The organism is Arthrobacter sp. LAPM80, from assembly GCF_046736435.1.
In the GTDB taxonomy this organism is placed as follows: domain Bacteria; phylum Actinomycetota; class Actinomycetes; order Actinomycetales; family Micrococcaceae; genus Specibacter.
The window spans coordinates 104,630-130,542 of sequence record NZ_JBCHVD010000003.1 but is presented as its reverse complement, the minus strand read 5'-3'; the positions used below and the strand labels follow the sequence as shown (position 1 = coordinate 130,542).

General features: G+C 63.5%; 25 protein-coding genes. 21 read left to right on the top strand and 4 right to left on the bottom strand.

The features are described 5' to 3' along the window. Positions 1-100: 100 nt before the first annotated feature. Positions 101-589, bottom strand: a complete 489-nt coding sequence (locus AAGW05_RS04725; protein WP_411803488.1) for an inorganic diphosphatase — start codon at positions 587-589, stop codon at positions 101-103. Positions 590-773: 184 nt separating this feature from the next. Here AAGW05_RS04725 and AAGW05_RS04720 point away from each other — a divergent pair, with 184 nt between their 5' ends. The 14 genes from AAGW05_RS04720 (at position 774) to panC (ending at position 14,531) form a co-directional block, all read left to right on the top strand. Continuing rightward, positions 774-2,207 carry a D-alanyl-D-alanine carboxypeptidase/D-alanyl-D-alanine-endopeptidase gene (locus tag AAGW05_RS04720; RefSeq protein WP_411803322.1) on the top strand — a complete coding sequence of 478 codons (1,434 nt, stop codon included), beginning with the start codon at positions 774-776 and terminating at the stop codon, positions 2,205-2,207. A gap of 39 nt (positions 2,208-2,246) precedes the next feature. Then, positions 2,247-3,437, top strand: a complete 1,191-nt coding sequence (locus AAGW05_RS04715; protein ID WP_411803320.1) for a zinc-dependent metalloprotease — start codon at positions 2,247-2,249, stop codon at positions 3,435-3,437. After that, a complete protein-coding gene (gene tilS, locus AAGW05_RS04710; RefSeq protein WP_411803319.1) occupies positions 3,438-4,538 on the top strand; it encodes a tRNA lysidine(34) synthetase TilS in 1,101 nt (366 codons plus the stop codon). Between the two features lie 52 nt (positions 4,539-4,590). After that, positions 4,591-5,142, top strand: coding sequence for a hypoxanthine phosphoribosyltransferase (hpt, locus tag AAGW05_RS04705; RefSeq protein ID WP_411803318.1), 552 nt, complete (start codon positions 4,591-4,593; stop codon positions 5,140-5,142). A gap of 212 nt (positions 5,143-5,354) precedes the next feature. Further along, positions 5,355-7,430, top strand: coding sequence for an ATP-dependent zinc metalloprotease FtsH (ftsH, locus tag AAGW05_RS04700; RefSeq protein WP_411803316.1), 2,076 nt, complete (start codon positions 5,355-5,357; stop codon positions 7,428-7,430). A 19-nt stretch (positions 7,431-7,449) separates the two neighbouring features. Continuing rightward, positions 7,450-8,085 (top strand): GTP cyclohydrolase I FolE, encoded by a 636-nt coding sequence (folE, locus tag AAGW05_RS04695; RefSeq protein ID WP_411803315.1) that lies wholly within the window; start codon positions 7,450-7,452, stop codon positions 8,083-8,085. A gap of 8 nt (positions 8,086-8,093) precedes the next feature. Further along, positions 8,094-9,053, top strand: a complete 960-nt coding sequence (folP, locus tag AAGW05_RS04690; protein WP_411803314.1) for a dihydropteroate synthase — start codon at positions 8,094-8,096, stop codon at positions 9,051-9,053. 47 nt (positions 9,054-9,100) lie between these two features. After that, positions 9,101-9,463 carry a dihydroneopterin aldolase gene (gene folB, locus AAGW05_RS04685; RefSeq protein WP_411803487.1) on the top strand — a complete coding sequence of 121 codons (363 nt, stop codon included), beginning with the start codon at positions 9,101-9,103 and terminating at the stop codon, positions 9,461-9,463. After that, positions 9,460-10,002, top strand: a complete 543-nt coding sequence (gene folK, locus AAGW05_RS04680; RefSeq protein WP_411803313.1) for a 2-amino-4-hydroxy-6-hydroxymethyldihydropteridine diphosphokinase — start codon at positions 9,460-9,462, stop codon at positions 10,000-10,002. Before folB ends, folK begins: the two co-directional genes overlap by 4 nt. A gap of 59 nt (positions 10,003-10,061) precedes the next feature. Next, a complete protein-coding gene (locus tag AAGW05_RS04675) occupies positions 10,062-10,577 on the top strand; it encodes a DUF3180 domain-containing protein (protein WP_411803312.1) in 516 nt (171 codons plus the stop codon). Next, positions 10,570-11,091 carry a PH domain-containing protein gene (locus tag AAGW05_RS04670; RefSeq protein WP_411803311.1) on the top strand — a complete coding sequence of 174 codons (522 nt, stop codon included), beginning with the start codon at positions 10,570-10,572 and terminating at the stop codon, positions 11,089-11,091. Before AAGW05_RS04675 ends, AAGW05_RS04670 begins: the two co-directional genes overlap by 8 nt. After that, entirely contained in the window at positions 11,088-12,599 is a 1,512-nt protein-coding gene (locus AAGW05_RS04665) for a PH domain-containing protein (RefSeq protein WP_411803310.1), read from the top strand. The genes AAGW05_RS04670 and AAGW05_RS04665 overlap by 4 nt, the downstream gene beginning before the upstream one ends. Beyond that, complete coding sequence (locus AAGW05_RS04660) at positions 12,589-13,500, top strand: Rossmann-like and DUF2520 domain-containing protein (RefSeq protein WP_411803309.1); 912 nt, start codon at positions 12,589-12,591, stop codon at positions 13,498-13,500. The genes AAGW05_RS04665 and AAGW05_RS04660 overlap by 11 nt, the downstream gene beginning before the upstream one ends. A gap of 80 nt (positions 13,501-13,580) precedes the next feature. After that, positions 13,581-14,531, top strand: coding sequence for a pantoate--beta-alanine ligase (gene panC, locus AAGW05_RS04655; protein ID WP_411803308.1), 951 nt, complete (start codon positions 13,581-13,583; stop codon positions 14,529-14,531). 89 nt (positions 14,532-14,620) lie between these two features. Here the strand turns inward: panC and AAGW05_RS04650 are convergent, their stop codons facing one another. Genes AAGW05_RS04650 through AAGW05_RS04640 form a run of 3 tightly spaced genes read right to left on the bottom strand, consistent with a single transcriptional unit; the run spans position 14,621 to position 17,972 of the window. Further along, on the bottom strand, positions 14,621-15,553 hold the full coding sequence (locus tag AAGW05_RS04650) for a ribokinase (RefSeq protein WP_411803307.1): 933 nt from the start codon (positions 15,551-15,553) through the stop codon (positions 14,621-14,623). Beyond that, positions 15,550-16,950: an MFS transporter gene (locus AAGW05_RS04645; RefSeq protein ID WP_411803486.1), complete on the bottom strand. Its 1,401-nt coding sequence runs from the start codon at positions 16,948-16,950 to the stop codon at positions 15,550-15,552. Before AAGW05_RS04645 ends, AAGW05_RS04650 begins: the two co-directional genes overlap by 4 nt. A 20-nt stretch (positions 16,951-16,970) precedes the next feature. Then, positions 16,971-17,972 carry a nucleoside hydrolase gene (locus tag AAGW05_RS04640; RefSeq protein ID WP_411803306.1) on the bottom strand — a complete coding sequence of 334 codons (1,002 nt, stop codon included), beginning with the start codon at positions 17,970-17,972 and terminating at the stop codon, positions 16,971-16,973. Between the two features lie 232 nt (positions 17,973-18,204). Here AAGW05_RS04640 and AAGW05_RS04635 point away from each other — a divergent pair, with 232 nt between their 5' ends. The 7 genes from AAGW05_RS04635 (at position 18,205) to dhaK (ending at position 25,912) form a co-directional block, all read left to right on the top strand. Beyond that, positions 18,205-19,191: a LacI family DNA-binding transcriptional regulator gene (locus AAGW05_RS04635; RefSeq protein WP_411803485.1), complete on the top strand. Its 987-nt coding sequence runs from the start codon at positions 18,205-18,207 to the stop codon at positions 19,189-19,191. 135 nt (positions 19,192-19,326) lie between these two features. Beyond that, a complete protein-coding gene (gene lysS, locus AAGW05_RS04630) occupies positions 19,327-20,775 on the top strand; it encodes a lysine--tRNA ligase (protein WP_411803484.1) in 1,449 nt (482 codons plus the stop codon). A gap of 12 nt (positions 20,776-20,787) precedes the next feature. After that, positions 20,788-20,940: a hypothetical protein gene (locus AAGW05_RS04625; RefSeq protein WP_411803305.1), complete on the top strand. Its 153-nt coding sequence runs from the start codon at positions 20,788-20,790 to the stop codon at positions 20,938-20,940. 96 nt (positions 20,941-21,036) lie between these two features. Then, positions 21,037-21,369 carry a histone-like nucleoid-structuring protein Lsr2 gene (locus tag AAGW05_RS04620; protein ID WP_411803304.1) on the top strand — a complete coding sequence of 111 codons (333 nt, stop codon included), beginning with the start codon at positions 21,037-21,039 and terminating at the stop codon, positions 21,367-21,369. A gap of 225 nt (positions 21,370-21,594) precedes the next feature. Next, on the top strand, positions 21,595-24,084 hold the full coding sequence (locus tag AAGW05_RS04615; RefSeq protein ID WP_411803303.1) for an ATP-dependent Clp protease ATP-binding subunit: 2,490 nt from the start codon (positions 21,595-21,597) through the stop codon (positions 24,082-24,084). A gap of 176 nt (positions 24,085-24,260) precedes the next feature. Continuing rightward, positions 24,261-24,767, top strand: coding sequence for an amino-acid N-acetyltransferase (locus AAGW05_RS04610; RefSeq protein WP_411803302.1), 507 nt, complete (start codon positions 24,261-24,263; stop codon positions 24,765-24,767). Between the two features lie 143 nt (positions 24,768-24,910). Then, a complete protein-coding gene (gene dhaK, locus AAGW05_RS04605) occupies positions 24,911-25,912 on the top strand; it encodes a dihydroxyacetone kinase subunit DhaK (RefSeq protein ID WP_411803301.1) in 1,002 nt (333 codons plus the stop codon). Position 25,913 lies beyond the last annotated feature (1 nt).

The following is a 25,913-nucleotide window of genomic DNA, read 5'->3' as shown; positions in this document are numbered from 1 at the left end:
CCCCCAATGAAGGGAAGCGCCGCCGTTGTCAGTCTTGGATCCACGCTGGCCAGGTATCCGGGAAATCGCGTCAGCGATTTGTCGGGCCGGCAAGTGGGGATTAGTGCTTGGTGTCTTCGAAGCGCTTGATGGAGGCTTCGAGCTCTGCCTCGGCAGCTGCGCGGTCGGCCCAGCCCTCGGCCTTGACCCACTTGCCGGGCTCCAGGTCCTTGTAACGGGTGAAGAAGTGCTCGATCTCCTTGACCAGGTATTCGTCCACGTCGGAGATTTCCTGGATGTGGTCGAAGCGCTTGTCGTCGACGACGCACAGGACCTTGGCGTCTCCACCTGATTCATCGGTCATGTTGAACACGGCGATGGGGCGGGCATCCACCACAACGCCCGGGTGCAGGTCGTAGTCCTGCAGCATGACGAGGGCGTCCAGGGGATCGCCGTCTTCGCCGAGGGTGTCATCGAAGAAGCCGTAGTGCGTGGGGTACTGCATTGAGGTGAACAGCACGCGGTCCAGGCGGACGCGGCCGGTCTCGTGGTCAACTTCGTACTTGACGCGTGATCCGCGGGGGATCTCGATGGTGACGTCGTGCTTCATCGTTAGGCTCCTCATGATGGGGGTGTGCGCGGCCGGACAGGGCCTCGCACAGAAATTCCGTCTAGTATAAGGATAGAGGCGCTTTCGTTGCGCTAAAAACCCGCCCGGAATTTCCGGCCACATTCATGCCCTTTTCCCGCCGAACATGCGTGCCGGGACCATCCGCGAAGGAACTGCCTGCTCCATGGGACGCACTTCGAAAGTTGTGACGAGCGGATTGCTCATATGCGCCTTGGCCGCCGTGAGCGTTCCGGCCGGAATTCAACTCCTCCCGGCCTTCCTGCCGCAGGACCCGGCCGCCGTGGCGGTCCTGCCCCCGCCGCAGGAAGCACCCACCTCAATTGGCGGGGTGGCCGGCGTGGAGCCGCTGTCGGATTCCGCCCCCCTGCCCGACACCGCCAAGCTCTCCACAAACCTGAAAAAGGCCTTGGAGTTCGACGGCGCAGGCACCTTCAGCATGTACGTCGCCGACGCAGTGACGGGCAAGGAGCTGTTCTCCCAGTCCGGGACGAGCGCTGCAACCCCCGCCTCCAACCTCAAATTGCTGACAGCTGCCGCCGCGCTCAAGACGCTGGGTCCCGACACACGCTTCAGCACACGGGCTGTCGCCGGCTCCAAACCCCATGAGATTGTGCTGCTGGCTGGCGGCGACTCCATGCTGGCAGCAGGGCCAGGTTCCCACGATTCAGTGATGGGCCACGCCGGGATGGCAACCTTAGCCGAACAAACAGCCAAGGCGCTCACGGCGGCCGGGGTCAAGGGCCCCGTCACCATCACCATTGACGACACCCTCTTCACAGGCTCCCCACTGAACCCCAAATGGAACGACGGCGACGTCGACGCCGGTGAAATCGCCCCCATCTACCCGATGGCACTGAACGCTGCACGCCTTGCTCCGGAGGTCCCTGAGGGACCCCGCCCGCAGGATTCGGCCGTTGCCGTGGCCGAGGCCTTCTTGAACGCGCTTGAGGCGGCCGGGGTGGCCACCACCGGGACCATTGCCCGGGGTAAGGCGCCGGCCGCCGCCGATGCCACATCAGGAACCCCGGCCCAGCCGGGAACCGTACTCGGATCTCTCGACTCGGCCACAGTGGCACAGCAGGCCCAGTACATGCTGGAGGAATCCGACAACTACGTGGCCGAGGTCCTGGCCCGCATGACCGCCGCAAAGCTGGGCATGGAAGCCAGTAACACCGGAGCCGTCGCCGCCATCCGCCAGGTGGTTGGCCAGCTCGGGCTGCCGATGGCAGACATCACCACGACCGACAACTGCGGGTTGGCCGTGGGCAACCTGATCAGCCCGCAGCGGCTTGTACAGCTTTTGTCCCTGATGCTGACGGAGCCCGCAGCCGACATCGCCCAGGTGCTTCCCGGGCTTCCCATCGCCGGCCTGACAGGTTCCCTGCAGCATCGCTTCCTCGCGGCACCCGAGCTTGCGGGTGCCGGCCTTGTGCGGGCCAAGACGGGGTCACTGAACAATGTGACGTCCATGTCCGGTTATGTCATCAACGACAAGGGCAGGCTGCTGGTTTTCTCCATCATCGGCAACGGCCTCACCGACGGGGCCGCCGCCCGCCCCGTCGTTGACACCGCCGCAAGTGTCCTGGCGCAGGACTAAACCAGAGATATCAGCGCAAGGCCAGCCAACTGTGATGTGATGGTATCCATGAGCCCGCAGAGTAAATCCGCAGCAACATCGCCCGCGCCACACGCCATGGTCAACTGGGAGCTTGCCGCCAGGACAGCAGCCAATCTGGCGCCTGCCGGGCCCGAGCTGAGTGGCTCCGAGATCTCCGCGGCCGTGGAAAACCTAAGACTCATGGCAGAGCGCTCGGTGCCCCACGTGCATGAAATCAGCCAGCTGGAGGCCGCAAAAGACCTGCGTGACTCAGACGTCCTCGTGGTTGACAGGGCTTCCTGGGCAAAGGCCAACACACAAAGTTTTGCCGTCATGATGGACCCCGTGCTGCGCGCGCTCGCAGCCAAGCAGGACGACGCCGGGAAGGGCGGCGGTTCGTCCAATGCGGGCTCCGAATTGAGTGCCACTGTCACGGGTGCCCAATTGGGCGGCGTCCTGGCTTTTATGTCTAGCAAGGTCCTGGGCCAGTACGACCCCTTTGCGGCCCTCGCCCCGACACGCCCCGCAACACAGGCGGCCTCGGGCGGACGTCTGCTGCTGGTGGCCCCGAACATCATCACCGTTGAACGTGAGTTGAAGGTGGACCCCGCCGATTTCAGGCTCTGGGTGTGCCTCCATGAGCAGACCCACCGGGTGCAGTTCGCTGCCGCCCCCTGGCTGCGCCACCACATGCTCGGCGAGATTGAGAAGCTCGGTGCCCTGCTGGTGGGCGACTCCGAGAACTTTGGCGAACGCCTCCTGCAGTCGGCCAGGGCCCTGGGTAGAAAGCCCGTTCACAAACCCGGGCGTTCTTCAGGGGTGGACAGCGGCGGCCCTGACCCGAGCCGTGGAAGCGTCCTGGACCTGCTCCAGAACCCCGAACAAAAGGCGGCGCTGTCCCACCTGACGGCCGTCATGAGCCTGCTTGAAGGCCACGCGAACGTCGTCATGGACGGCGTCGACCAGAGCGTCGTCCCCACCGTCAGGACCATCCGCCAGCGCTTCAACAGCCGGAGCAAGGACCGCGGGATCGTTGAAAAATTCATTCGGAACCTCCTGGGCCTTGACGCGAAAATGCGCCAGTACAGCGACGGTGCCAAGTTTGTTAGGGACGTGGTGGACGTGGTCGGCATGGAAGGCTTCAACACTGTGTGGACACAGTCCGAAAACCTGCCCACCGAACCCGAAATCCACAACGCCCGGCTTTGGGTTGAGCGGATGGGCCTGTAAATGGAGCCTGTAAACACAGCGCGGGAGGACCGCCGCACCCGCGGCCGCCTTGATCCGACAGTCGGCAAGGCGCGCGCCATGGTTGGCCAGCTTTTGGGCTTGAAAACCACCGGGAAAAACCGGGTGGTGGCGGACCCCCCGCTGCTGCTCGTCGGCTGCAGCGGCGGGCCCGATTCGCTCGCCCTTGCCGCCGTGTGTGCTTTTTTCGCATCCCGCGGGGAGGTGCGGGTCGGCGCCGTCGTGGTTGACCACCAGATGCAAAGCGGTAGCGCAGAGGTCGCACAGGCCACCGCGGAGCAGTTGCGCGGGCTGGGCCTGGACCCGGTGGTTGTGCGCAGGGTTGACCTCAATCACGACGGCGTCGGCCCGGAAGCAGCGGCCCGCGCGGCACGCTTTGCCGCGCTTGAGGAGACGGCACTTGAGCTTGGTGCCCACAACGTGCTGCTCGGCCACACCCTGGACGACCAGGCCGAATCGGTGCTGCTGGGTCTTGCCAGGGGCTCCGGAACGCGCTCGCTTGCGGGCATGCGGGAACGCCGCGGCATGTACCTGCGCCCCTTCCTGGCGCTGCGCAGGCATGAGACATTAACCATATGCGAAGCCCTTGAACTTCGGCCGTGGCATGATCCGGCCAACCAGGATCTTGCCTATTTACGGGTCAGGGTCAGGAACCGTGTCATCCCGTTTTTGGGTTCGGAGCTCGGCCCCGGCATTGCCGAGTCGCTCGCCCGCTCCGCCAGCATCCTTGGCCATGACGCCGACTACTTGGATGAGCTCGCCGCGGCAGAATATGCCACCCTGGCCGTGCGCAGACCGGCCTCAGGGCACGCCGGACCTGAGATCACCCTGCCCGAGGGTGCCCTGAGGGGACTGGCTCCGGCCCTGAGGATGAGGGTGTTGGCGCTGGCCGCCGTCGACCTTGGGGGAGTGCAACCAAGCCTTGAACGGCTGGCTGCGGCGGAAAAGCTGCTGGAGCGAAAAGGGTCTGCGGGACCGGTGCAGCTGGCCGGAAAAGTCAGTGCCTGGAGAATTTCCCGAAACCAGGACGTTCCCCAGGACGGCCCCGGCTATGGGAAGCTTGTCCTTAGACGCAGCACGTAAGCGCCCGCAGTACTAAAACCAGTACCAACACCTTCACAAACAGGAGTCATTGGTGGATTCACAAGACGTCCAAGCCGACCTTAAGCATGTTCTTTATACCAAGGAACAAATCCAAACACGTGTTGCCGAACTGGCCGCACAGATTGATGCTGACTACCAGGGCCGCGATGTCCTTTTGGTCGGTGTACTCAAGGGTGCTGTCATGGTCATGGCCGACCTGTCCCGTGCCCTGCACAGTCACGTCACGATGGACTGGATGGCAGTGTCCTCCTACGGCTCAGGCACCCAGTCATCGGGTGTTGTCAGGATCCTCAAGGACCTGGAAACCGACCTCATGGGCAAGCACGTGCTGATCGTCGAGGACATCATCGACTCCGGCCTGACCCTGTCCTGGCTGCGCGCCAACCTCATGTCGCGCGGGCCTGCCTCGGTTGAAATCTGCACCCTGCTGCGCAAGCCCGACGCCGCAAAGGTCGAAATCGACGTCAAGTACGTCGGTTACGAGATCCCGAACGAATTCGTTGTCGGTTACGGCCTGGACTTCGCCGAGAAGTACCGCAACCTTGACTTCATCGGCACGCTGGCACCGCACATCTACGAGTAGAGCGCGTTACCGCTGCCGCCAGCAACAAAACAGCAGCTCCTGCGGCTATTATGTGCCCAAAGGGGTCAATCGTTATGCCCTCAGGGAACTAAAGGGCCTTCCCGTGCGTGTAGCAATGCGAACGGTGTAAAGCTATTACTGGGAACGTGTCGCAACGTCCTGTACAGGTATGAATTGGTTGAGCAGGAGGGACGAGGCCAGGCCTCGAACACATGAAAGTCAAGAAACTCTTCAAAGGTCCATTTATCTGGATCATTGTCGTGGTTGTGCTCATTGGAGCCGGCCTTTTCACGTTGACCGGCACAGGCACGACCCGGATCGACACCGCCGAAGGCCTGACCCTGCTCAAGGCTGACAAGGTCGCCTCGGCCAAGGTGTTTGGTTCCGAGGGCCGCGTGGACATGATCCTCAAGGCGAACTACACAACCATTGACGGCCAGAATGCCGGCACCACTGTGCAGTTCTTCTACGGCGGCTACCGAGCCACGACAATGGTTGAAGCCATTGACAACGCAAACCTGAAAACCTTTGATGACCAGCCGGCGTCGAACAACTTCTGGTCAAGCATCTTCTCGCTGTTGATCCCGTTCGTGCTGATCGGCCTGATCTTCTGGTTCCTGTTCTCCCGCATGCAGGGCGGCGGCTCCAAGGTCATGCAGTTTGGCAAGTCAAAGGCCAAGCTGCTCACCAAGGACCACCCGCAGGTGACGTTCAACGACGTCGCCGGTGCCGACGAGGCGGTGGAGGAACTCCACGAAATCAAGGACTTCTTGCAGAACCCCGACAAGTTCACTGCCGTTGGCGCCAAAATCCCCAAGGGCGTGCTGCTGTACGGCCCTCCCGGCACCGGAAAAACCCTGCTGGCCCGTGCCGTAGCCGGCGAAGCCAATGTGCCGTTCTACTCAATCTCGGGTTCTGACTTTGTTGAAATGTTCGTTGGTGTGGGTGCTTCGCGTGTACGCGACCTCTTCGAACAGGCCAAGGCCAACTCACCTGCCATCATCTTCGTTGACGAGATTGACGCCGTCGGACGCCACCGCGGTGCCGGCATCGGCGGCGGCAATGACGAACGCGAGCAGACCCTCAACCAGTTGCTCGTGGAAATGGACGGCTTTGACGTGAAGACCAACGTCATCCTGATCGCCGCAACCAACCGTCCCGACGTTCTGGACCCAGCACTGTTGCGTCCGGGCCGTTTTGACCGCCAGATCCCTGTCGAGGCCCCCGACCGCCTCGGCCGCGAACAGATCCTGCGAGTGCACTCAAAGGGCAAGCCCATGGCTCCGGGCGTGGACCTGAATGCGGTTGCCAAGAAGACGCCCGGCTACACGGGTGCCGACCTTGCCAACGTGCTGAACGAGGCCGCGCTGCTGACGGCCCGCTCCAACGCCCAGCTCATCGATGACCGTGCGCTCGATGAATCCATTGACCGGGTCATGGCAGGTCCGCAAAAGCGCACCCGCATCATGAAGGAAAAGGAACGCAAGATCACCGCGTACCACGAGGGTGGTCACGCCCTGGTTGCCGCTGCCATGCACAACACGGCGCCTGTCACCAAGGTCACCATCCTTCCCCGTGGCCGTGCCCTGGGTTACACCATGGTGGTTCCCGAGGACGATAAGTACTCGATCACCCGCAACGAACTGCTCGACCAGATGGCTTACGCCATGGGTGGCCGCGTTGCCGAGGAAATCGTGTTCCACGATCCTTCCACCGGCGCATCAAACGATATTGAGAAGGCCACAGGCACAGCCCGTGCCATGGTCACCCAGTACGGCATGAGCGAACGCATTGGCGCGGTGAAGCTTGGTCAGGCTGCGGGCGAGCCCTTCCTTGGCGGCTCAGCCGGCCACGACAGGGACTACTCGGAAGCCGTTGCGTCCATGGTTGACGAGGAAGTCCGCAAGCTCATCGACCAGGCCCACGACGACGCCTATGAGGCGCTCATCATGAACCGTGACGTCCTTGACCGCCTGGCACTTGAACTGCTCGAGCGCGAGACGCTGAACCAGGCCGAAATTGCCCAGATCTTCACCGGCCTCCGCAAGCCTGCCGAGCGCAAGGTGTGGCTGTCCAAGGACAGTCGCCCCGTATCGGACCTGCCTCCGGTCACAACGGAGAAGGAACGCCTGGAGGCTGCGGCCGCCGGGGAGCCAAGCCCCGAAACTGTCTCTCCGCAGGACCAGATTGCCCAGGCGCATCTGGACGGGCAATGGGACGCGCCAGGGAGCCGGCCGGGAATTGATCTGGGCAAGGGCGACGCCCCTCAGTTGCCGGAACAGCCCTAACCGGCGATAGGACCATACCGTGACTGATTACGACGACGACGGCTTCGCACAGGGCGGCACCAACGGTGCCGCCCTTGCGGGGGACGAATTCAAGGTTGACCTGCCGCGCATCGAGGCCGCCGTCCGCGAGATCCTCCTTGCCATTGGTGAGGACCCCGAGCGCAGCGGACTCCGTGAAACCCCCAAGCGCGTGGCCAAGGCTTACCGTGAGGTCTTTGCCGGCCTGCATCAGGACCCCGCCGATGTCCTAAATACCACCTTTGACATTGCTCACGAGGAAATGGTCCTCGTTAAGGACATCCCCTTCTATTCAACGTGCGAACACCATCTGGTGCCGTTTCACGGCAGCGCGCACGTGGGCTACATCCCGTCCTCGGACGGCCGTGTGACAGGGTTGAGCAAGCTTGCGAGGCTGGTGGACATCTTCGCCAAGCGCCCGCAAGTCCAGGAACGTCTCACCACCCAAATAGCAGATGCTCTGATTGAACACCTCAAACCTCGTGGTGCCATTGTGGTCGTCGAGTGTGAACACATGTGCATGTCCATGCGTGGCGTGCGAAAACCAGGCGCCAAGACGGTCACCAGTGCTGTCCGTGGCCTGCTTCACGAGCCCGCAACCCGGGCCGAAGCCATGAGCCTGATTCTCGGAAGGTAACAAAGTCCATGGACTCCCTCGCAGCCGCACCCGGTACGGGCCCGGCCACCTCCCCGCTGCCCGTGCTCAGAGCACGGCGCTCAATGGCAACCTTTGCCTCCCTACCCAGCGACCGCACGGTGGTCATGGGAATCTTGAACTGCACCCCCGATTCCTTCAGCGACGGCGGCGACTACGACTCAATCGAGACGGCGATCGCCCACGGCCTGCGCATGTATTACGGCGGCGCCGACATCATTGACGTCGGGGGTGAATCAACCCGTCCCGGCGCCGCTGACGTTGACGAGCTGGAGGAGCAGCAGCGCATCCTGCCCGTCATTTCCACCCTGGCCAAGGCAGGGGCCCTGATCAGCGTTGACACCCGCCACGCATCAACGGCAGCCCTGGCGCTTGACGCCGGTGCCGCGCTGATCAATGACGTCTCAGGCTCGCGCGTCCACGATGACATGATTGCGCTGATCGCGGCCCGCCAGGTCCCGTACGTGCTGATGCACAGCCGCGGCGACTCCCGCTCCATGGACTCGCTGACCCAGTACACCGACGTTGTCCAGGACGTGGTCCGCGAACTCTCAGAGGTGCGCGAGCGGTTTTACTCGGCGGGTGTGAAGCCCGAAAACATGATCGTTGACCCGGGCATCGGCTTCTCAAAGAACGCCGAGCAGAACTGGGAACTCCTTGCCAACCTGCACTGCGTGGCCGAGATGGGCAACAAGATTTTGGTCGGCACCTCGCGCAAGCGCTTCCTCGGCTCGCTGCTGACAACCGCCGGCAAGGCCGCAGCCCCCAAGGAACGAGACGACGCGACATCGGCAACCACGGCACTTGCCGGCGCGCAGGGCGTTTGGGGAGTACGCGTACACGACGTCGGCGCCAGCCTTGACGCTGCGAAGGTTGCGGCCCGGTTGCTGGTTGGCAGGCGCAACCGCGAGGCCAGGCTCCTGGCTGGCCGCCAGGATGGTGGCCAGTGAAGGCCCCGGCAACTCAAACGTGCGATGTTGCAGCGGGGCAGGCTGACATGATCAGGCTCTCAAGCGTTACGGCCATCGGCTACCACGGCGTATTTGAGCATGAAAAACGCGACGGCCAGCCGTTTATCACGGACGCCGTGCTGTACATGGACGTCTCCGCAGCCGCAGCCACCGACGATCTGGGCAAGACAGCCGACTACGGTGCGGTGGCCGAAACCATCGTGTCCATGGTGACCGGCGAGGCCTTTGACCTGATTGAAACGCTCAGCGTTCGCATGGCCGAGAAAATCCTCGCTGACTTCCCCGTCGTCAACGCCGTAGAGGTGACAGTCCACAAGCCCAAGGCGCCCATTCAGGTTCCCTTTGGCGACGTGAGCATCACGGTTTTCCGCTCCCGCGGACAGGCGTGACCGCGGCCCGCCCGCTGACCCGGGCCATCCTGGCGCTTGGCAGCAACCTCGGTGAGCGCGAAGGCACGCTGCAAAGCGCAGTCGCGGACCTAGTTGACCTGCCCGAAGTCAGACTGCAAAACGTGTCGCCCGTCGTGAGAACGAAGGCAGTCGGCGGCCCAGAGGGGCAGCCAGATTTCCTGAACATGGTGATTGCCGTTGACACCACTTTGTCCCCGTACGAACTTTTGGCCCACTGCCAGGCGATTGAACTGGCCCACCACAGGACCCGCGAGGTCCGCTGGGGCGCCAGAACCCTTGACATCGACATCATCGTTTACGGTGAGATTTCAAGCGAGGATCCCGTACTGACGCTGCCCCACCCGCGCGCGTCGGGCCGGGCCTTTGTCCTGTACCCATGGTCGCTCATGGAACCCCATGCCACCCTGGCCGGGGAATCCGTGGCTGAACTGGCTGCCGCAGCGCCGGACATGCCCGGAACTGCGCACGTAGGGGACGAGCCGCCGGGCACGAAAGCCCAAACCGGCAAAAAGGTCTAAAACGGCCAAAAGACAGTACGGTTGAATGTGTAGTTCCAACGCGAATCGATGAGGCAACAATGAGAAGCACGATGCGGACCATCCGGCCTGCATGGCTGGTGGCCGTGGCCATTGTTCTGGCAGCAGCCGGCTGGGTGACGACCGAAATTACCACCCGCGCGAGCCTTGCCCTGCCGGTTTTGCCATTGAGCTCATTGGTGACCATGGGCCTGATCGCGATCGTGTGCCTGATCCTGGGAATGCGGGTCCGCCGGTGGCGCGACGGCAAGCGCGAGAAGGCCCTTGATCCGCTCCTTGCAGCCCGCACAGTTGTCTTGGCGCAGGCCTGCGCCTATGCCGGGGCCGTGCTTTTTGGCTGGCACACAGGCATCTTGTTTGACCAGATCCCCACCATTTCCCTGCGCCCGGACCTCGGTATAGTTTGGCAGATGGTCGCGATCATGGCCGGCGGCCTGGTCATGGTCGCCATCGGCGTCATCGTCGAACGATTCTGCAAGGTGCCGCCCGAGGACAGTGATCCTCCGGCCAAGCACGACCCCAAGCTCATGGGCCATGCGGAGGAAGGGTTTGCCTAGGCAGCACCGCAGCGCCATCGATCCCGGCGGCGTCACCTTCCTGCGGGTATCGGGCAAACTCACCGCCGCACGCATGATCGAGCGCGGCATCATCGGCATTGTCCTCCTAGCCGTCGCCACAATACCGCTGATTCTGCGCCAGACGGGTGTGTGGTCCGGCTATCCTGCCTGGCTGGCCTGGTCGGTGCCGGGCGTGGTCCTCGCCTCCGTCATCTGGGAAATGATCCTGATCCCGCGCCAGGTGCGGGCCATCGGCTACGCCGAACGCAACGAAGACCTGCTGATCCGCGGCGGCATCATGTTCCACCGGGTCATGGTGGTCCCGTATGGGCGCATGCAGTACGTCGATGTCACCATGGGCCCGCTTGAGCGCATGCTCGGGCTGAGCACCATCCACCTGCACACGGCCTCGCCCGGAACCAACGCCATGATCAACGGACTGCCTGCAGCTGAGGCCGCCCGCCTGCGCGAACAGCTGTCGGCCCGTGGTGAGGCGAAATTGGCCGGGCTGTGAGCGAACAACGTCCCGGGGGCGACCAGGACTTTTCCACCGACGCCCCTGAAATCTGGCACCGCGTGCACCCTGTCTCCCCGCTTGTCAGGGGCTGGGTGGCGGTGGCGGCCGTCGTTTTTGTGTTTGGCCGAAACTCGCTTGACTCACTTTTTACCGGAGGCTGGAACGGCGGCAGCTCCCTGACGGGAGGAGCACCACCCTGGCTCATCGCCGCGGTGGTCGGTGCCGCCGTCGTTATTTTCGGTGTTGCCTTTTACCTGTCCTGGCGCTTCACGCGCTACCAGGTCACCGATGACCACGTCCACATCAACTCGGGCGTGATTTTCCATCAACAGCGCCGGGCGCGCATTGACAGGGTCCAGGCCATCGATGTCGTGCAGCCACTGGTGGCCCGCGCGTTTGGGCTGGCGGAGCTGAAGTTTGAGGTTGCCGACGGCGGGAAGTCGGCCATGAAGCTGGCCTTCCTGAAGTTGGCCGAAGCCAAGCGGCTGCGGGCGGCAATTCTTGCCCGCGCGGCAGGCGTCGTGGTTGACGCCGCTTCGCCCGCGCTCGTTCAGGAGGCGCCCGAAACGCCGGTTCTGGAGCTCAAGCCTGCGCGGATCGTCGGCGCCGCCGTCCTGAGCAGCACCACAGTCGTGGCGCTTGGACTCCTTGCCGCGGTGATTGGCCTGGGTGCGTGGAGCGGGCGGCCGGGGACCCTGGTTGTGGCGCTGCCCATCTTCATCGGCATCGGTGCCTCGTATTGGAAGGCCGTGACAGGCGATTTCAACTTCAGGATTGCGCGTTCGCCCGACGGGGTCCGCCTGCACTACGGCCTGCTTGAAACCCGGGCCCAAACCATCCCGCCCGGGCGGGTCCAGGCCGTCGGCATCAGCCAGGGTCCCCTGTGGCGGCCCCTTGGCTGGTACAAGGTCCATGTGAACGTTGCCGGCTACGGTTCCGACGCGTCGCAGCACGGTTCCCGGACAGTCATCCTGCCGGCAGGCACGCTCGATGAGGTCATGGCCGTGCTGGGCCTGGTGTTCCCTGACCCCGGCGTGGACAACCCCTTTGAGGTGTTCACGGCCGGGCTGCGCGGGCACGGCAATGCGGAAGGCTTCATCCACTCGCCGCGCTCGGCACTGTGGATTGACCCCCTTACCTGGCGGCGCAATGCCTTCAGGGCCACCGGGACCGCACTGCTGTGCAGGCACGGACTCGTGTTCCGCCGGCTGCAGGTCGTCCCGCACGAACGGACCCAGTCGCTGGGGCTGCGCCAGGGGCCGCTCATGGCAGCGCTCGGCCTCGTTGACTTTGAACTCCACTCAACCGTGGGGCACATCAGGCCGCTCGTGCGTCACATGTCAGTGGCCAACGGGCTCCAACTTTTTGACGAACAGGCTGCCCGCGCGGCAACCGCGCGGCGCATCCACCGAAGCGAGAAGTGGCTCCAAGCGGATCCGCCGGCGGGCGCAGCTGTTGCAGCAGAACACCATCACACAATTGAGGAGCAGCACAGTGGCGATTAAGCCGGGCCGCCTTGGCATTGGAATCATTGGCGCCGGAAGGGTGGGCGCAGTGTTGGGGGCGGCGCTTCGCGGCGCCGGGCACGCCGTCGTCGGGGTTTCAGCGGTTTCGGACGCCTCAAAGGAACGCGCCGAATTGCTGTTGCCCGGCGTTCCGGTACTCGAGGTGCGCGAGATCGTTGAGCGCGCGGAACTCGTGCTGCTGGCTGTCCCTGACGACGTCCTGCCCGAATTGGTGGCCGGCCTTGGCGTCATGGGCGCATGGCAGGTGGGGCAGCTTGTGGCCCACACATCGGGGCGATTCGGCACAGGGGTCCTCGGCCCGGTCAAGGCCGCGGGCGGAATTCCGCTGGCCCTGCACCCTGCCATGACCTTCACGGGCATGAGCCTGGATTTGGCCCGGCTCACCGACTGCAGTTTTGGTGTTACGGCCGATCCCGCGATGCTGCCCATCGCCCAGGCGCTCGTGGTTGAGATGGGTGCCGAACCCGTGGTCATCGCCGAGGCCGACCGCGTTCTCTACCATGCGGCCCTGGCCCATTCTGCGAACCACATGGTCACGCTTGTAGCCCAGGCCGCGCAGATTTTGGCTGAGATCGGTGTCGAGGCACCCAGCCAGCTGCTTGGCCCCCTGCTGCGCGCTTCCCTTGAAAATGCGCTCACGTCCGGCGAATCCGCGCTGACAGGCCCGGTGGCCCGCGGCGATGTCGGCACGGTTGCCGCCCATTCGGCGGCGCTGCGTGAACATGCCCTCGACACCGGATCCGCAGACGTCCTTGACGCCTACCTGGCCATGGCCGGCGCAACGGCATCCCGGGCGGCACGGCGCAGGCTGCTGTCGGCCGAGGCGTATCTTGGGGTCCAGGCCGCCTTGGGCACAGACGACGGCGTCTCGGGCCAATAACCGGGCACCGGGGCGGACCGCCCGATGATTTCTATTTGTTGGCACTGATTGATTTGCACTGATTGAAGAGAGCGAAGAGCATGAGCATTGCACTGTTGTCCACCATTGCCGAGCTGAAGGCCGTGACGGCCGCGTTGCTGCGGTCCCGCGCAGGGCTGGCGGGTCAGGGCGGGGAGGGGAGCCCGGCGCGGAAGCCCGGAACGCTGGGACTTGTGCCCACCATGGGTGCCTTGCACCACGGCCATGCGACCCTGGCCCGTGCCGCCGTGGCGGAGAATTCAGTGGTCGTTGCCACGGTGTTCGTGAACCCGCTGCAGTTTGGCGACGCGGGGGACCTTGCCCGCTACCCCCGCACCACCGACGCGGACCTTGCGCTGCTGGATAAGGCAGGTGTTGACTTCATGTTTGCCCCGTCGGTGGAGGAAATGTACCCGAACGGTGAGCCCATGATCAGGGTCACCGCCGGAAAGTTGGGGGAGCTGTACGAGGGTGCCTCGCGCCCGGGGCACTTCGACGGTGCCCTGACGGTCGTCTCCAAGCTGCTGCACCTTGGCATGCCCGACGGCGGCCTGGCGGGCCCCGATGGCGGCGGACGTCAGGCCTACAGGGCCTATTTCGGCCAGAAGGATGCCCAACAGCTGGCACTGGTCCGCAGGATGGTGGCAGATCTGGACTTCCCCGTCGACATTGTTGCCGTTCCCATCGTCCGCGACGCCGACGGCCTCGCCTCCTCCAGCAGGAACCGCTTTCTCTCGGCAAAAGAGCGCGAGTCGGCTCTTGTCCTTTACAGGTCCCTGCGCTTGCTCAAGGCCCGGGCCGACGCCCACGAACCCCTCGACATTGGTTCAGCCGTGGACCTGGTGAACAGTGCGCCCGGCGTCGAGCTCGACTACCTGGAGGTGGTCGACCCGCTCACGCTGGCCGTCCGCGCCGAGAACTGCCAGGACACGCCCTTCACGGGGGAGGCCCTGGCGCTCGTCGCCGCCAAGGTGGGCTCCGTCCGCCTCATCGACAACATCCCCCTGGGCTAAACGCCCACCTTAAGTAGCTGACCCGCAAAAAACGGCGAAAATTCAAGATTTTGACCTGATTTTCGGCGTTTTCTGCGGGTCGGCTGGGGTTAAAGCCTAGCTGCCACTTCGGCAACGCTCGGGTAGGCGGTCTGCGTACCCTTCTTGGTTGCTGCCAGGGCTGCCGCGACAGATGCGTAGCGGGCCGCCTCCACGAGGGAGTCGCCGGCGGCCAAGCGCGCCGCGACCCCGCCGGTGAACGCGTCGCCGGCACCTGTTGTGTCAACGGCGTCGACCACCGTGGGCGCAATGCGGACCACGGGGGCTGAAGCGTTCGTTGAGTCCAACACGACCGAACCTGCCGCGCCCAGCGTGAGAAGGACCTGGTGCAGTCCGCGCCCGGCAAACTTCTCCAAGGCCCCACGCCACGCGGAAACCGGTGCGTCGGAGGTGGGCATGGCAAAGCCGGCGAGGAACTCGGAGGCCTCGTGGGAGTTGACCAGAAGCACATCTGTCAGTTGCGCCAGTTCCGAGGTGATCGGAGCGTAGGGCGAGAGGTTGAGCAGGACGGTTGCCCCGGCGTCGTGCCCGGCCTGGGCCGCGGCCTGCACGGTTTCCAGCTGCACCTCAAGGCAGAGGCAGACCACGCCGGCGCCGTCGAACACGGAGGGGGTCATGTCGGCGGGGGTCAGCGTGGCATTGGCGCCTGCGGAGATGATGATGCTGTTCTCTCCGTGGGCGTCAACTGAAATGACGGCAACGCCCGTGGGCTCCGCAACGCGCCGGACATTGCCGACGTCAACGCCCGCACCCGCAGTTGAGGCTGTGAGCATGTCGCCGTTGGCGTCGTTTCCGACGGCGCCGATCAGGGTGACATCACCGCCTAGCTTTGCGGCTGAGACAGCCTGGTTGGCGCTCTTGCCGCCGGGGTTCACGGCAAAGCCGTTGCCGTGCAGCGTCTCGCCGGGGGCCGGGAGCCGCTCGCAGTAAATGGTGAGGTCGGCATTGAGGGATCCTGCCACCACAATCCGGGAAGCTGTCACGCTGGGATCTCCGCATCAACCGGCTTGGGCACCAGCAGCGAAGCCGCGAACGCCGCGGCCGTGATGGCAAGTGCAACCACAACAACCGTCAGGTACGAACCGTGGCCGCCGAGCGGTGCGGTAGCCACCAGGATGGCTGGCAGCACCAGGAAGCTGAGTCCGGCGCCCAGGTTGAACGCGCCGGCGTTCATGCCTGGCAGGAAACCGGGGTTTCCTTGGGGGGAGAGCACTACACCAAGTCCATTGAGCATGATGTTTACCGTACCGGCGTACATGATGCCCAGCAAAACGGTGCCGGCAATCATCCACGGCAGGCTGTGCAGTCCGAGGAAGCCGATGATGGCAAGGGCCGCGATGCTTCCCAGCAGGCCGATCCGCAGCATCTTCGTGTACCCGAGAACGGGGGCAAGGCGGCCGGTGATGGGTCCGAACAGCCAGCCGAGCAGCGCGTACGGCGTTAGGATCAGCAGGCTCATCTGCGTGGCGCCGATCCCGAATCCGGGGTCAACGGCCTGCACAAAAGCCGGGACGATGCCGTTGATGACGGCGAAGATGCCAGTCATTGTCAGTGTGGTTGTCAGCAGCGGGGCCCAGGTTGAGCGCTGGCGCAGGTGCACGATCTCGACCATGGGCTGCGTCGATCGCTTTTCCACGGCCCAAAACGCCATGAAAGCGACGACGGCGGCAACCGCCAGGGCGAGCGAGGTCAGCAGCGGGCCGGTCGTGACACCGCCCACGAGCTTGGTTGCCTCGTTCAGCGCCGTCAGCAGGGCGCCAACGGCAATGACGATGAAGAACACGCCGAGCCAGTCCATCTTGGTGCCTTCGCCAGGCTTGCTTTCACCGGCAAGGACAAAGATCAACACTGTGGCGATGGCGGCGATGACAACCATGAGCCAGAAGATGCTGCGGAAGCCGAAATGCTCGGCGAAGTAGCCGCCCACGAAGGAGTCAATGCCGGCGATGCCGCCGTTGACGGCCGTGATCAGGCCCATGAGTGCGCCGTACTTCTTGGGGTCCTTCACGGCGGAGCGCAGCATGATCAAAGCCAGCGGAACCGTGGGGCCGCTGACACCCTGGATGATGCGGCCCACAAAGAGCCACGTGATGTCGGGGGCCATGGCGGAAATGACTGAACCGAGGCCCATCATGATCATCATGCCGAGCAGGACCTTCTTGCGCCCGATGATGTCGCTGAGGCGCGGGAGGAATAGTGAGAAGACGGCTGCGGCGGTGAAGAACCACGTCTGGGACAGGCCGATGGAGGCCTGGCTGGCGTTTAGTTCCTCGCCCATGGTGACAAGGGCGGGGCTGAGCATTGAGGCGTTGAGCTGGAAGGCAATGCAGGCGGTCAGCAGCGCCACCATGAGGGCGGTGATGTTGCCTGGCTTGCTCATGACTTTTGTGGCGGCAGTGCTCACAGCTCAACCTCGCCAATGCGCACGAGTGCGTCGGTGACCATGTTCCAGAACTTGGCGTGGTCAAGCGTCACGGCTACGGATGTCTTGCAGTCGGCGGGAGCCGGTGCGCGGAAGTCGGCCACGGTCATGCCCAGCGTCAGGGTGCCGGTGAGCTCAATGTCGACCGGGACCTTCTGCGTGGTCATGACGGTGGGGTCGATGACGTAGGCGACGGCGCACGGGTCGTGGACCGGCGGGTAGTCAAAGCCCTGGGCGTCCTTGTACGTCTTGGTGAAGAATTCCATCAGTTCCATGACGAACTTGGCCGGCTTGGTGCCCACTGCCTGGATCGCCGCGACGACGTCGGGGGTGGCGAGTGCCTGGTGGGTGAGGTCAAGCCCGACCATGACAACTTCCCAGCCCGCGTTGAAGACAATATGTGCCGCTTCGGGGTCGATCTTGATGTTGAATTCGGCCACGGCGCTCCAGTTGCCCACGTGGTAGCCGCCGCCCATCAGGACAACTTCCTTCACGCGTTCAACGATGCGCGGCTCCTTGCGGGCGGCCATGGCAATGTTGGTCAGCCCGGCAGTGGGGACCAGGGTCACGGTGCCCGGCTCGTGCGCCATGATGATCTCAATGATGAGGTCGACGGCGTGACGGGGGTCCAGCTCGATGGTGGAATCGGGCTGCTCAGGACCGTCCATGCCGGAATCGCCATGGATGTCGGGTGCGGTTTCTATGTTCCTCACGAGGGGGCGGTCGCAGCCTGCGGCGAACGGTACGCCGGTGATGCCTGCGATGGTGCCAACGCTCAGGGCATTGCGGGTGACTTTTTCCAGGGTCTGGTTTCCCACCACTGTGGTCACTGCCAGCAGTTCAATGTTGGGGTTTCCGTGTGCAAGCAGCAGGGCCACGGCATCATCATGGCCGGGGTCGCAGTCAAGGATGATCTTGCGGGGCGTCGCAGCTGCGGTGCCGGCGGCTGCTTCCTGGGCGGAAGGGAATTCCGTGTTCACTTGTTTCTCCACGTCGTTGGGGGTGTTCCGGCAAGCCGGAATTGTGCATCGAAGCTAAGTCTGGCACCCCGGCCCCATTGACGTCAAGCGCTTAACGTGGTTTATGTCAAGCGCTTGACCCAGGGTGTTTTCAGCAAAGATCCAGCTGCGGTTATACGATCGATTCATGCAGCCGCCAGCAACCACACAGCCCCGCGGTTCGGCCGCCCCCAAAACCCGCGTCACCGCAGCAATGGTCGCAGCCCGTGCAGGGGTGTCCGCCGCGACAGTCTCCCTTGTGACGAGCGGGAAGACGGCAGGGCGGGTGTCGAATGAAAACATTGCCCGGGTCGACGCCGCCGTCGCCGAGCTTGGCTATGTGGTCGACGGACTGGGCAGCTCCCTGGCCAAGGGGCGCAGCAACATTGTGATCCTTGTGGCCCCCGACGTATCAAACCCGTTCTACGCCAAGGTCATCGCCGGTGTCCGCGAAGCCATTGGCGGGGACTTCCAACTGCTGCTGTCGGTGACGGAGGCCGGGGAGATTCCCGAGCCCGACGACGTCAGGCGGCTGCTTGCCCTACGCCCGGCTGGACTGCTAGTCGACGCGCCCAGTGCGCGGTTCCTTGAAGAACTGCGCGTTCCCGACCCGATGGTGCTCCTGGACGCCGCCGGGATTGCCAGCGATGCCCCGTCGGTGAATTTCGACGTGGCCCACGGGGCCCGCATGCTGGCTGGCCACCTGGCCGGGCTGGGCCACAGCAAGGTTGCCTATCTTGACAGCGCAACGGGCACCGAGACCTTCCGCGTCCGCCGCGATGCCTTCACCGAGGCCGCGGCGGCACTCGGCATCGAGGTTGTAGCCAAGGGATCCTCAACCATCGACGTCGGTGCGGCGGCGCTTGTCTTCACCGGCTCCTGGCCGGGGTGGTCGCGCAAGGGGGTGACCGCCGTCGTTTGTGCCACCGACACCCATGCCTACGGTGTCCTGCAGGAAGCCAGGGTTGCCGGCGTTGCCGTCCCCGGCGCCCTGGCCGTCACGGGCTTTGATGACCTGCCCTATTCGGAAACGTCCAATCCCGGGCTGACAACCGTCCACCTGCCGGCGCTGGAAATGGGGAAACTTGCCGGGCGGCAGCTGTCGAGGCTGATCGCGGGCGAGGAGATTGACGTACCGCACCTGATCCTGGAGGCCACGCTGGTGGTCCGCGGATCCACACTTTCGACGCATGGGCAGTGATCTTCGACAATTCGCAGCCGTAAATTGGGCGCATAAAGGCGGCACGGAGGGTACACCCAGATTCAGCACCTAAACTGGTATATCGTGAGCGCAGAAAATACCCTTACCCATGAATCCAGTGACGTCTCCGAGCAGATGCTTGTCCGAATGGATAAGCGTGCCAAATTGCTTGAACGGGGCGAACAGGCCTACCCGGTAGGGGTGGGGCGCACCCACACGCTTCAGGAAATCCGGGCCAAGTACCCCGAGCTGGAAGCCGACACCGCCACGGGCGACGTCGTCGGCGTCAGCGGCCGCGTTGTGTTTGTGCGCAACAAGGGCAAACTGTGCTTTGCAACGCTGCAATCCGGTGAAGGCACCCGCCTGCAGGTCATGCTCTCCCTCGCCAATGTCGGCGAAGAGGCTCTGGCAGACTGGAAGGCGCTTGTTGACCTCGGGGACCACGTGTTCATCAAGGGCGAGGTCATCAGCTCCCGCACCGGCGAGCTGTCCATTATGGCCGCCGAATGGGCCATGGCATCCAAGGCCCTGCGCCCGCTGCCCGTGCTGCACGCCGAACTCTCCGAGGAAATGCGCGTCCGCCAGCGATACGTTGACCTGATTGTTCGCGACACTGCCCGCGAGCAGGTCAAGACCCGCTCCGCGATCGTCAGGGCCATCCGCGACACCCTTCACGGCGAAGACTACATCGAGCTTGAAACCCCCATCCTTCAGCTCATCCACGGCGGCGCCTCCGCCCGCCCGTTCCGCACGCACCTGAACGCCTTTGACCAGCCCATGACGCTGCGCATCGCCATTGAGCTCTACCTCAAGCGCGCAGTTGTCGGCGGCATGGACAAGGTCTTCGAGGTCGGACGCATTTTCCGCAATGAAGGCGTTGATTCAACGCACAGCCCGGAATTCACCATGCTCGAGGCATATGAGGCCTATGGTGATCAATTCACCATGGCAAAAACCATGCAGCGCATTATTCTTGCTGCCGCCGACGCCGTTGGTTCACGCGTCATTGAAACGGAACGCGGCCAGATCAATCTTGACGGTGAATGGCCCTGGCTTCCCGTCTACGAAGGCCTTTCCAACTGTGTGGGCAAGGAAATTACCCCGGCTACCACGGCTGAAGAATTGCGCGCCATTGCTGCCGGGTTCGAGGTAAAGATTGACCCTGCGTGGGATGCGGAGAAGTTGGTCACCGAACTATTCGGCGAAATTGTTGAACCGACACTTATCCAGCCCACATTTGTTTGCGATTATCCGCCGTCGGCCCAGCCGCTGGCCCGCCCGCACCGCGACAAGCCCGAGCTGATCGAGGCGTGGGACCTTATTATTGACGGCCGGGAAACCGGAACCGCATTCTCTGAACTTATTGACCCCGTTATTCAGCGTGACCGCCTGACTCAGCAATCGCTGGCGGCCGCCGCCGGCGATCCCGAGGCCATGCAGCTGGATGAAGACTTCCTGCGCGCCCTGGAATACGGCGCGCCGCCCATGGGCGGCCTCGGCTTGGGTGTTGACCGCCTGGTCATGCTCTTCACGGGTGTTGGCATCCGCGAAGCAATTCTCTTCCCCTTGATGAAACCAGAGTAGGAGCGCACTGTTATGGAATATGTTGCGGTTATCTTGCCTTCTTTAGGCGTCGGTGCACTTTTCTACTTTGCCATGAAGGCAATATTCAACGCGGACCGCTCCGAGCGTGACGCTTTGGCGCAGGCCGAACATGACGCAGATGCGAAGTTTGAAGCCGAATCTTAAAGGGCATTGCGCGAATCAGTCTTTGACGCGAATGAATTTTCAAACGATAATTTGTTCTGAAGTATTCATCAACTCAATGTGAGGCGATTATTCACCATGGCACAGAAAATTCACGTCACCCTCGTGGACGATATTAACGGCAGTCCCGCAGATGAGAATGTCATCTTTGGCCTGGACGGAATCAATTACGAAGTTGACCTCACCGCCGAGAATGCACAGGCATTGCGGGACGCACTGGCGCAGTACATTGGGGCGGGTCGCCGCGTTGGCGGACGCGCAGTTCGCGGCCGCGGACAGGCAGCGGCACCCAAGGGCAGCAGCGATGTTGCGCAGATTCGAGCCTGGGCCCGTGACAACGGCTTCGACGTCCACGAACGCGGGCGCATCCAGGCTGAGATCCGCGACGCCTACAACGCGGCACAGGGCTGATCCCCACCTGCCGGCCCAGCACCTGCCGGCCCAGCACGACGTTTTAGGGCGCAAGCCGCCCACTTTCGACGGCGGGGACTCCTTATCAGGGGAGGCCCCGCCGTCGTTTTGACCACCAAGACAAGCCCGTGACAACCCTTTGCTATTTCCCCTGTGGCGAACACGCCCCCATAGCGGCCGGGTTCTGCGTAGCATCAAAGTACGCAGTAAAAGGAGTGTGGCGAAATGTTTGAGCGATTTACTGATCGAGCCCGACGTGTTGTTGTGCTGGCCCAAGAAGAGGCCCGCATGCTCAACCACAATTACATTGGCACTGAGCATATTCTGCTCGGCCTCATCCACGAGGGTGAAGGTGTTGCCGCCAAGGCCCTGGAATCCATGAACATCTCACTTGATGGTGTCCGTGAACAGGTCCAGGAGATCATCGGACAGGGCCAGCAGGCACCTGCCGGTCACATCCCCTTTACTCCGCGCGCCAAGAAAGTCCTGGAGCTCTCGCTCCGGGAGGCGCTGCAGCTGGGCCACAACTACATTGGCACCGAGCACATCCTGCTCGGGCTGATCCGTGAGGGCGAGGGCGTTGCCGCCCAGGTCCTGGTCAAGCTCGGAGCCGACCTCGGCCGTGTACGCCAGCAGGTCATCCAGCTGCTCTCCGGCTACCAAGGCAAGGAACCCGCAGCCAGCGGCGGCGGCCAGCCTGAAGGCCAGCCCGCGGGCTCGGTGGTTCTGGACCAGTTCGGCCGGAACCTGACCCAGGCAGCCCGGGAAAACAAGCTTGACCCTGTCATTGGGCGCGAGCACGAGATGGAACGCGTCATGCAGATCCTCTCCCGCCGCACCAAGAACAACCCTGTCCTCATTGGTGAGCCGGGCGTTGGAAAGACTGCTGTCGTTGAAGGTTTGGCGCAGGCCATCGTGCGCGGCGACGTGCCCGAAACCATCAAGGACAAGCAGCTCTACACCCTTGACCTGGGCTCCCTCGTAGCAGGCTCGCGTTACAGGGGCGACTTTGAGGAACGCCTGAAGAAGGTCCTCAAGGAAATCCGCACCCGCGGCGACATCATCTTGTTCATCGACGAAATCCACACCCTTGTAGGTGCCGGTGCCGCCGAAGGTGCAATCGACGCCGCCTCCATTCTCAAGCCCATGCTGGCCCGCGGGGAACTGCAGACCATCGGTGCCACCACCTTGGATGAGTACCGCAAGCACATTGAGAAGGACGCCGCCCTTGAGCGCCGCTTCCAGCCCATCCAGGTGCAGGAGCCATCGGTTCCGCTGACCATTGAGATCCTCAAGGGACTGCGTGACCGCTACGAGGCGCACCACCGCGTCTCGATCACCGACGGCGCGCTGACGGCAGCGGCAACGCTGGCTGATCGGTACATCTCCGATCGGTTCCTGCCTGATAAGGCGATCGACCTGATCGACGAGGCCGGTGCCCGCCTGCGCATCCGCCGCATGACCGCCCCGCCGGAGCTCAAGGCCATGGACGTTGACATTGCCGCAGTAAAGAAGCGCAAGGAAGACGCCATTGACGCCCAGGACTTCGAGGGTGCCGCCTCATTGCGCGATGACGAGCAGAAGCTCATCTCCGCCCGTGCAGACAAGGAGCGTCTGTGGAAGTCAGGCGGCTTGGATGACATCTCGGAGGTTGATGAGGAGCTCATCGCCGAGGTCCTGGCCAACTCCACCGGCATCCCCGTCTTCAAGCTGACCGAGGCCGAGTCCACGCGCCTGCTGAAGATGGAAGATGAAATCCACAAGCGCGTGATCGGCCAGAATGAAGCCATCAAGTCGATCTCGAAGGCCATCCGGCGCACCCGTTCAGGCCTGAAGGATCCCAAGCGCCCGGGCGGCTCGTTCATCTTCGCCGGCCCCACGGGTGTTGGTAAGACTGAGCTGGCCAAGGCCCTTGCCGAGTTCCTGTTCGGCGATGAGGACGCACTCATCACCTTGGACATGTCAGAGTACTCGGAGAAGCACACGGTCTCGCGACTGTTCGGCGCCCCTCCCGGATACGTCGGCTACGAGGAAGGCGGGCAGCTGACCGAAAAGGTCCGCCGCCGCCCGTTCTCCGTGGTTCTGTTCGACGAGGTTGAAAAGGCGCACGCCGACCTGTTCAACTCCCTGTTGCAGATCCTTGAAGACGGCCGCCTGACCGACAGCCAGGGCCGCGTGGTCGACTTCAAGAACACCATCATCATCATGACCACGAACCTGGGTACCCGCGACATTTCCAAGAGCGTGGCCACCGGCTTCCAATCGGGATCTGACACGCAGACCGGCTACAACCGGATGCGTGCACGGGTCACGGAGGAGCTCAAGCAGCACTTCCGCCCCGAGTTCTTGAACCGTGTTGACGACGTCGTGGTGTTCCCGCAGCTCACGCAGGACGAGATCATTGAGATCGTCGACCTGATGGTTGCACGCCTGGAAGGCCGCCTGGCTGACAAGGGCATGGGCATCGAGCTCACGGCTGCGGCCAAGATCCTGCTGGCCACCAAGGGCTACGATCCGGCGATGGGTGCCCGGCCACTGCGCCGCACCATCCAGCGCGAGATCGAGGACCACCTCTCGGAGAAGATCCTCTTTGGCGAGCTGAAGGATGGCGACATCGTTACGGTCGACGTCGAGGGCGAGGGCGAGGAAGCCAAGTTCACTTTTGTGGGCACGGCCAAGCCGCACATCCCTGACGCCATCACGGCCTCCGCGTAACTGCTCAATGATGAAGGGCGCATGACCTGCGGGTTGTGCGCCCTTCATCGTGCCTAGCCGGGTCGGCCGTGGCGGTACGCGGACAGCTCCGGGCTCATGCAGCCGTGGGCGGAGGGGGCCATGGACAGGCGAGGGCTGTGCGGGCAGGATCCGGGATCCGGTCTTAGACTGTTCTGGTGACTTCAGCGCTAACAATCCGCCCCGCCCGCACCTCAGACGTCTACGCCATCAAGGACCTGGTTGCGCCCCTGGCCGAGAAGCGGATCCTGATTTCCAAGGAATCGGTGACGTACTTTGAGGGCATCCAGGAATTTCTGATAGCCGAGATTGAGGGCGAAAACGTTGGCTGCGGTGCACTGCACGTCATGTGGGAGGACCTGGCCGAAATCCGGACACTTGCCACCGCCGACGCCTGGCGCGGCAGGGGGATTGGGCACGAGCTGGTTGAACAGCTCCTGGACAAGGCCCGCGCACTTGGCGTCAGCCGCGTCTTTTGCCTCACCTTCGAGGTGGACTTTTTCATCCGCCACGGCTTCACGGTCATGCCCGACCAAAGCGTCGTTGACCCTGCCGTCTATTCCGAACTGCTGCGCTCAGCCGATGAGGGTGTCGCAGAATTCCTGGACCTTGCCCGGGTCAAGCCCAACACCTTGGGCAACACAAGGATGATCCGCCAGCTCTAGGCGGCTGCCACGTCCCCGCTGATAATTCCCGGCACCGACCCACCTCAGCCCTACCAACGGCCCAGGTGCCCGGGTAGTGTTCAGGGAAGGCGCGGGGCCACCCCGCGACTCCATGTTCGTTGTGCGATTCGGAGGGTGTGACCATGAAAAAGCTCATCAATGATCCCAGGGCTGTTGTGGATGAAGCGGTTGAAGGATTCGGTGCGGCCCACGCCGACCATGTGAAAGTCCACCCGGACCCCCTGTTCGTGACCCGAAAGGATGCGCCGCGCGAGGGTAAGGTCGGGCTGGTTTCAGGTGGCGGCAGCGGGCACGAGCCGCTGCACGCGGGCTATGTGGGATTCGGCATGCTCGACGCCGCAGTGCCGGGTGCCATGTTCACCTCGCCTACCCCCGACCAGATCATTCCGGCGACAGTCGCCGCCAATGCCGGTGCCGGCGTGGTGCATATTGTGAAGAACTACACCGGCGACGTGCTGAACTTTGAGATGGCGGCCGAAATGGCCGAGGCCGACGGCATCAACGTGCGAACTGTCCTGGTCAACGACGACGTTGCCGTTGAGGATTCGCTGTACACGGCGGGCCGGCGAGGGGTGGGCGGAACGGTCCTTGTTGAAAAGATTGCCGGTGCGGCCGCCGAACGCGGTGACGACCTCGAGAGCGTGGCCGCCACGGGGCAGCGAGTCAACGACAATGTGCGTACCATGGGCGTGGCCCTGAGCGCCTGCACCGTCCCGCACGCGGGCGTCCCCAGCTTCACGCTGGGCGAGGACGAGATTGAGATTGGCATCGGCATCCACGGCGAACCCGGCCGCCACCGCATCCCCATGGAGAACGCCGACGGCATCACCGACAGGCTGCTCGAACCGATCCTTTCCGACCTTGGTCTGAACGCCGGCGAAAAGGTGCTCCTGTTCGTCAACGGCATGGGCGGCACACCAGCCAGCGAGTTGTACATCGTTTACAGGCATGCCGCAAAGGTGCTCGCTGATGCCGGGATCACCGTGGAGCGCTCGCTTGTTGGCAACTACATCACGGCGCTGGAAATGCAGGGCTGCTCCATTTCGGTGCTGCGCCTGGACGATGAAATGACCGAACTTTGGGACGCGCCGGTCAACACGCCGGCCCTGCGATGGGGGATGTAAG

What these genes read in the sequence shown, in the direction of transcription:
- AAGW05_RS04725 (WP_411803488.1), bottom strand. Translation starts at nt 589, where the DNA reads ATGAAGCACGACGTCACCATCGAGATCCCCCGCGGATCACGCGTCAAG.
- AAGW05_RS04720 (WP_411803322.1), top strand. Translation starts at nt 774, where the DNA reads ATGGGACGCACTTCGAAAGTTGTGACGAGCGGATTGCTCATATGCGCC.
- AAGW05_RS04715 (WP_411803320.1), top strand. Translation starts at nt 2,247, where the DNA reads ATGGTATCCATGAGCCCGCAGAGTAAATCCGCAGCAACATCGCCCGCG.
- tilS (WP_411803319.1), top strand. Translation starts at nt 3,438, where the DNA reads ATGGAGCCTGTAAACACAGCGCGGGAGGACCGCCGCACCCGCGGCCGC.
- ftsH (WP_411803316.1), top strand. Translation starts at nt 5,355, where the DNA reads ATGAAAGTCAAGAAACTCTTCAAAGGTCCATTTATCTGGATCATTGTC.
- folP (WP_411803314.1), top strand. Translation starts at nt 8,094, where the DNA reads ATGGACTCCCTCGCAGCCGCACCCGGTACGGGCCCGGCCACCTCCCCG.
- folB (WP_411803487.1), top strand. Translation starts at nt 9,101, where the DNA reads ATGATCAGGCTCTCAAGCGTTACGGCCATCGGCTACCACGGCGTATTT.
- AAGW05_RS04675 (WP_411803312.1), top strand. Translation starts at nt 10,062, where the DNA reads ATGAGAAGCACGATGCGGACCATCCGGCCTGCATGGCTGGTGGCCGTG.
- panC (WP_411803308.1), top strand. Translation starts at nt 13,581, where the DNA reads ATGAGCATTGCACTGTTGTCCACCATTGCCGAGCTGAAGGCCGTGACG.
- AAGW05_RS04645 (WP_411803486.1), bottom strand. Translation starts at nt 16,950, where the DNA reads ATGAGCAAGCCAGGCAACATCACCGCCCTCATGGTGGCGCTGCTGACC.
- AAGW05_RS04635 (WP_411803485.1), top strand. Translation starts at nt 18,205, where the DNA reads ATGGTCGCAGCCCGTGCAGGGGTGTCCGCCGCGACAGTCTCCCTTGTG.
- lysS (WP_411803484.1), top strand. Translation starts at nt 19,327, where the DNA reads ATGCTTGTCCGAATGGATAAGCGTGCCAAATTGCTTGAACGGGGCGAA.
- AAGW05_RS04625 (WP_411803305.1), top strand. Translation starts at nt 20,788, where the DNA reads ATGGAATATGTTGCGGTTATCTTGCCTTCTTTAGGCGTCGGTGCACTT.
- AAGW05_RS04620 (WP_411803304.1), top strand. Translation starts at nt 21,037, where the DNA reads ATGGCACAGAAAATTCACGTCACCCTCGTGGACGATATTAACGGCAGT.
- AAGW05_RS04615 (WP_411803303.1), top strand. Translation starts at nt 21,595, where the DNA reads ATGTTTGAGCGATTTACTGATCGAGCCCGACGTGTTGTTGTGCTGGCC.
- dhaK (WP_411803301.1), top strand. Translation starts at nt 24,911, where the DNA reads ATGAAAAAGCTCATCAATGATCCCAGGGCTGTTGTGGATGAAGCGGTT.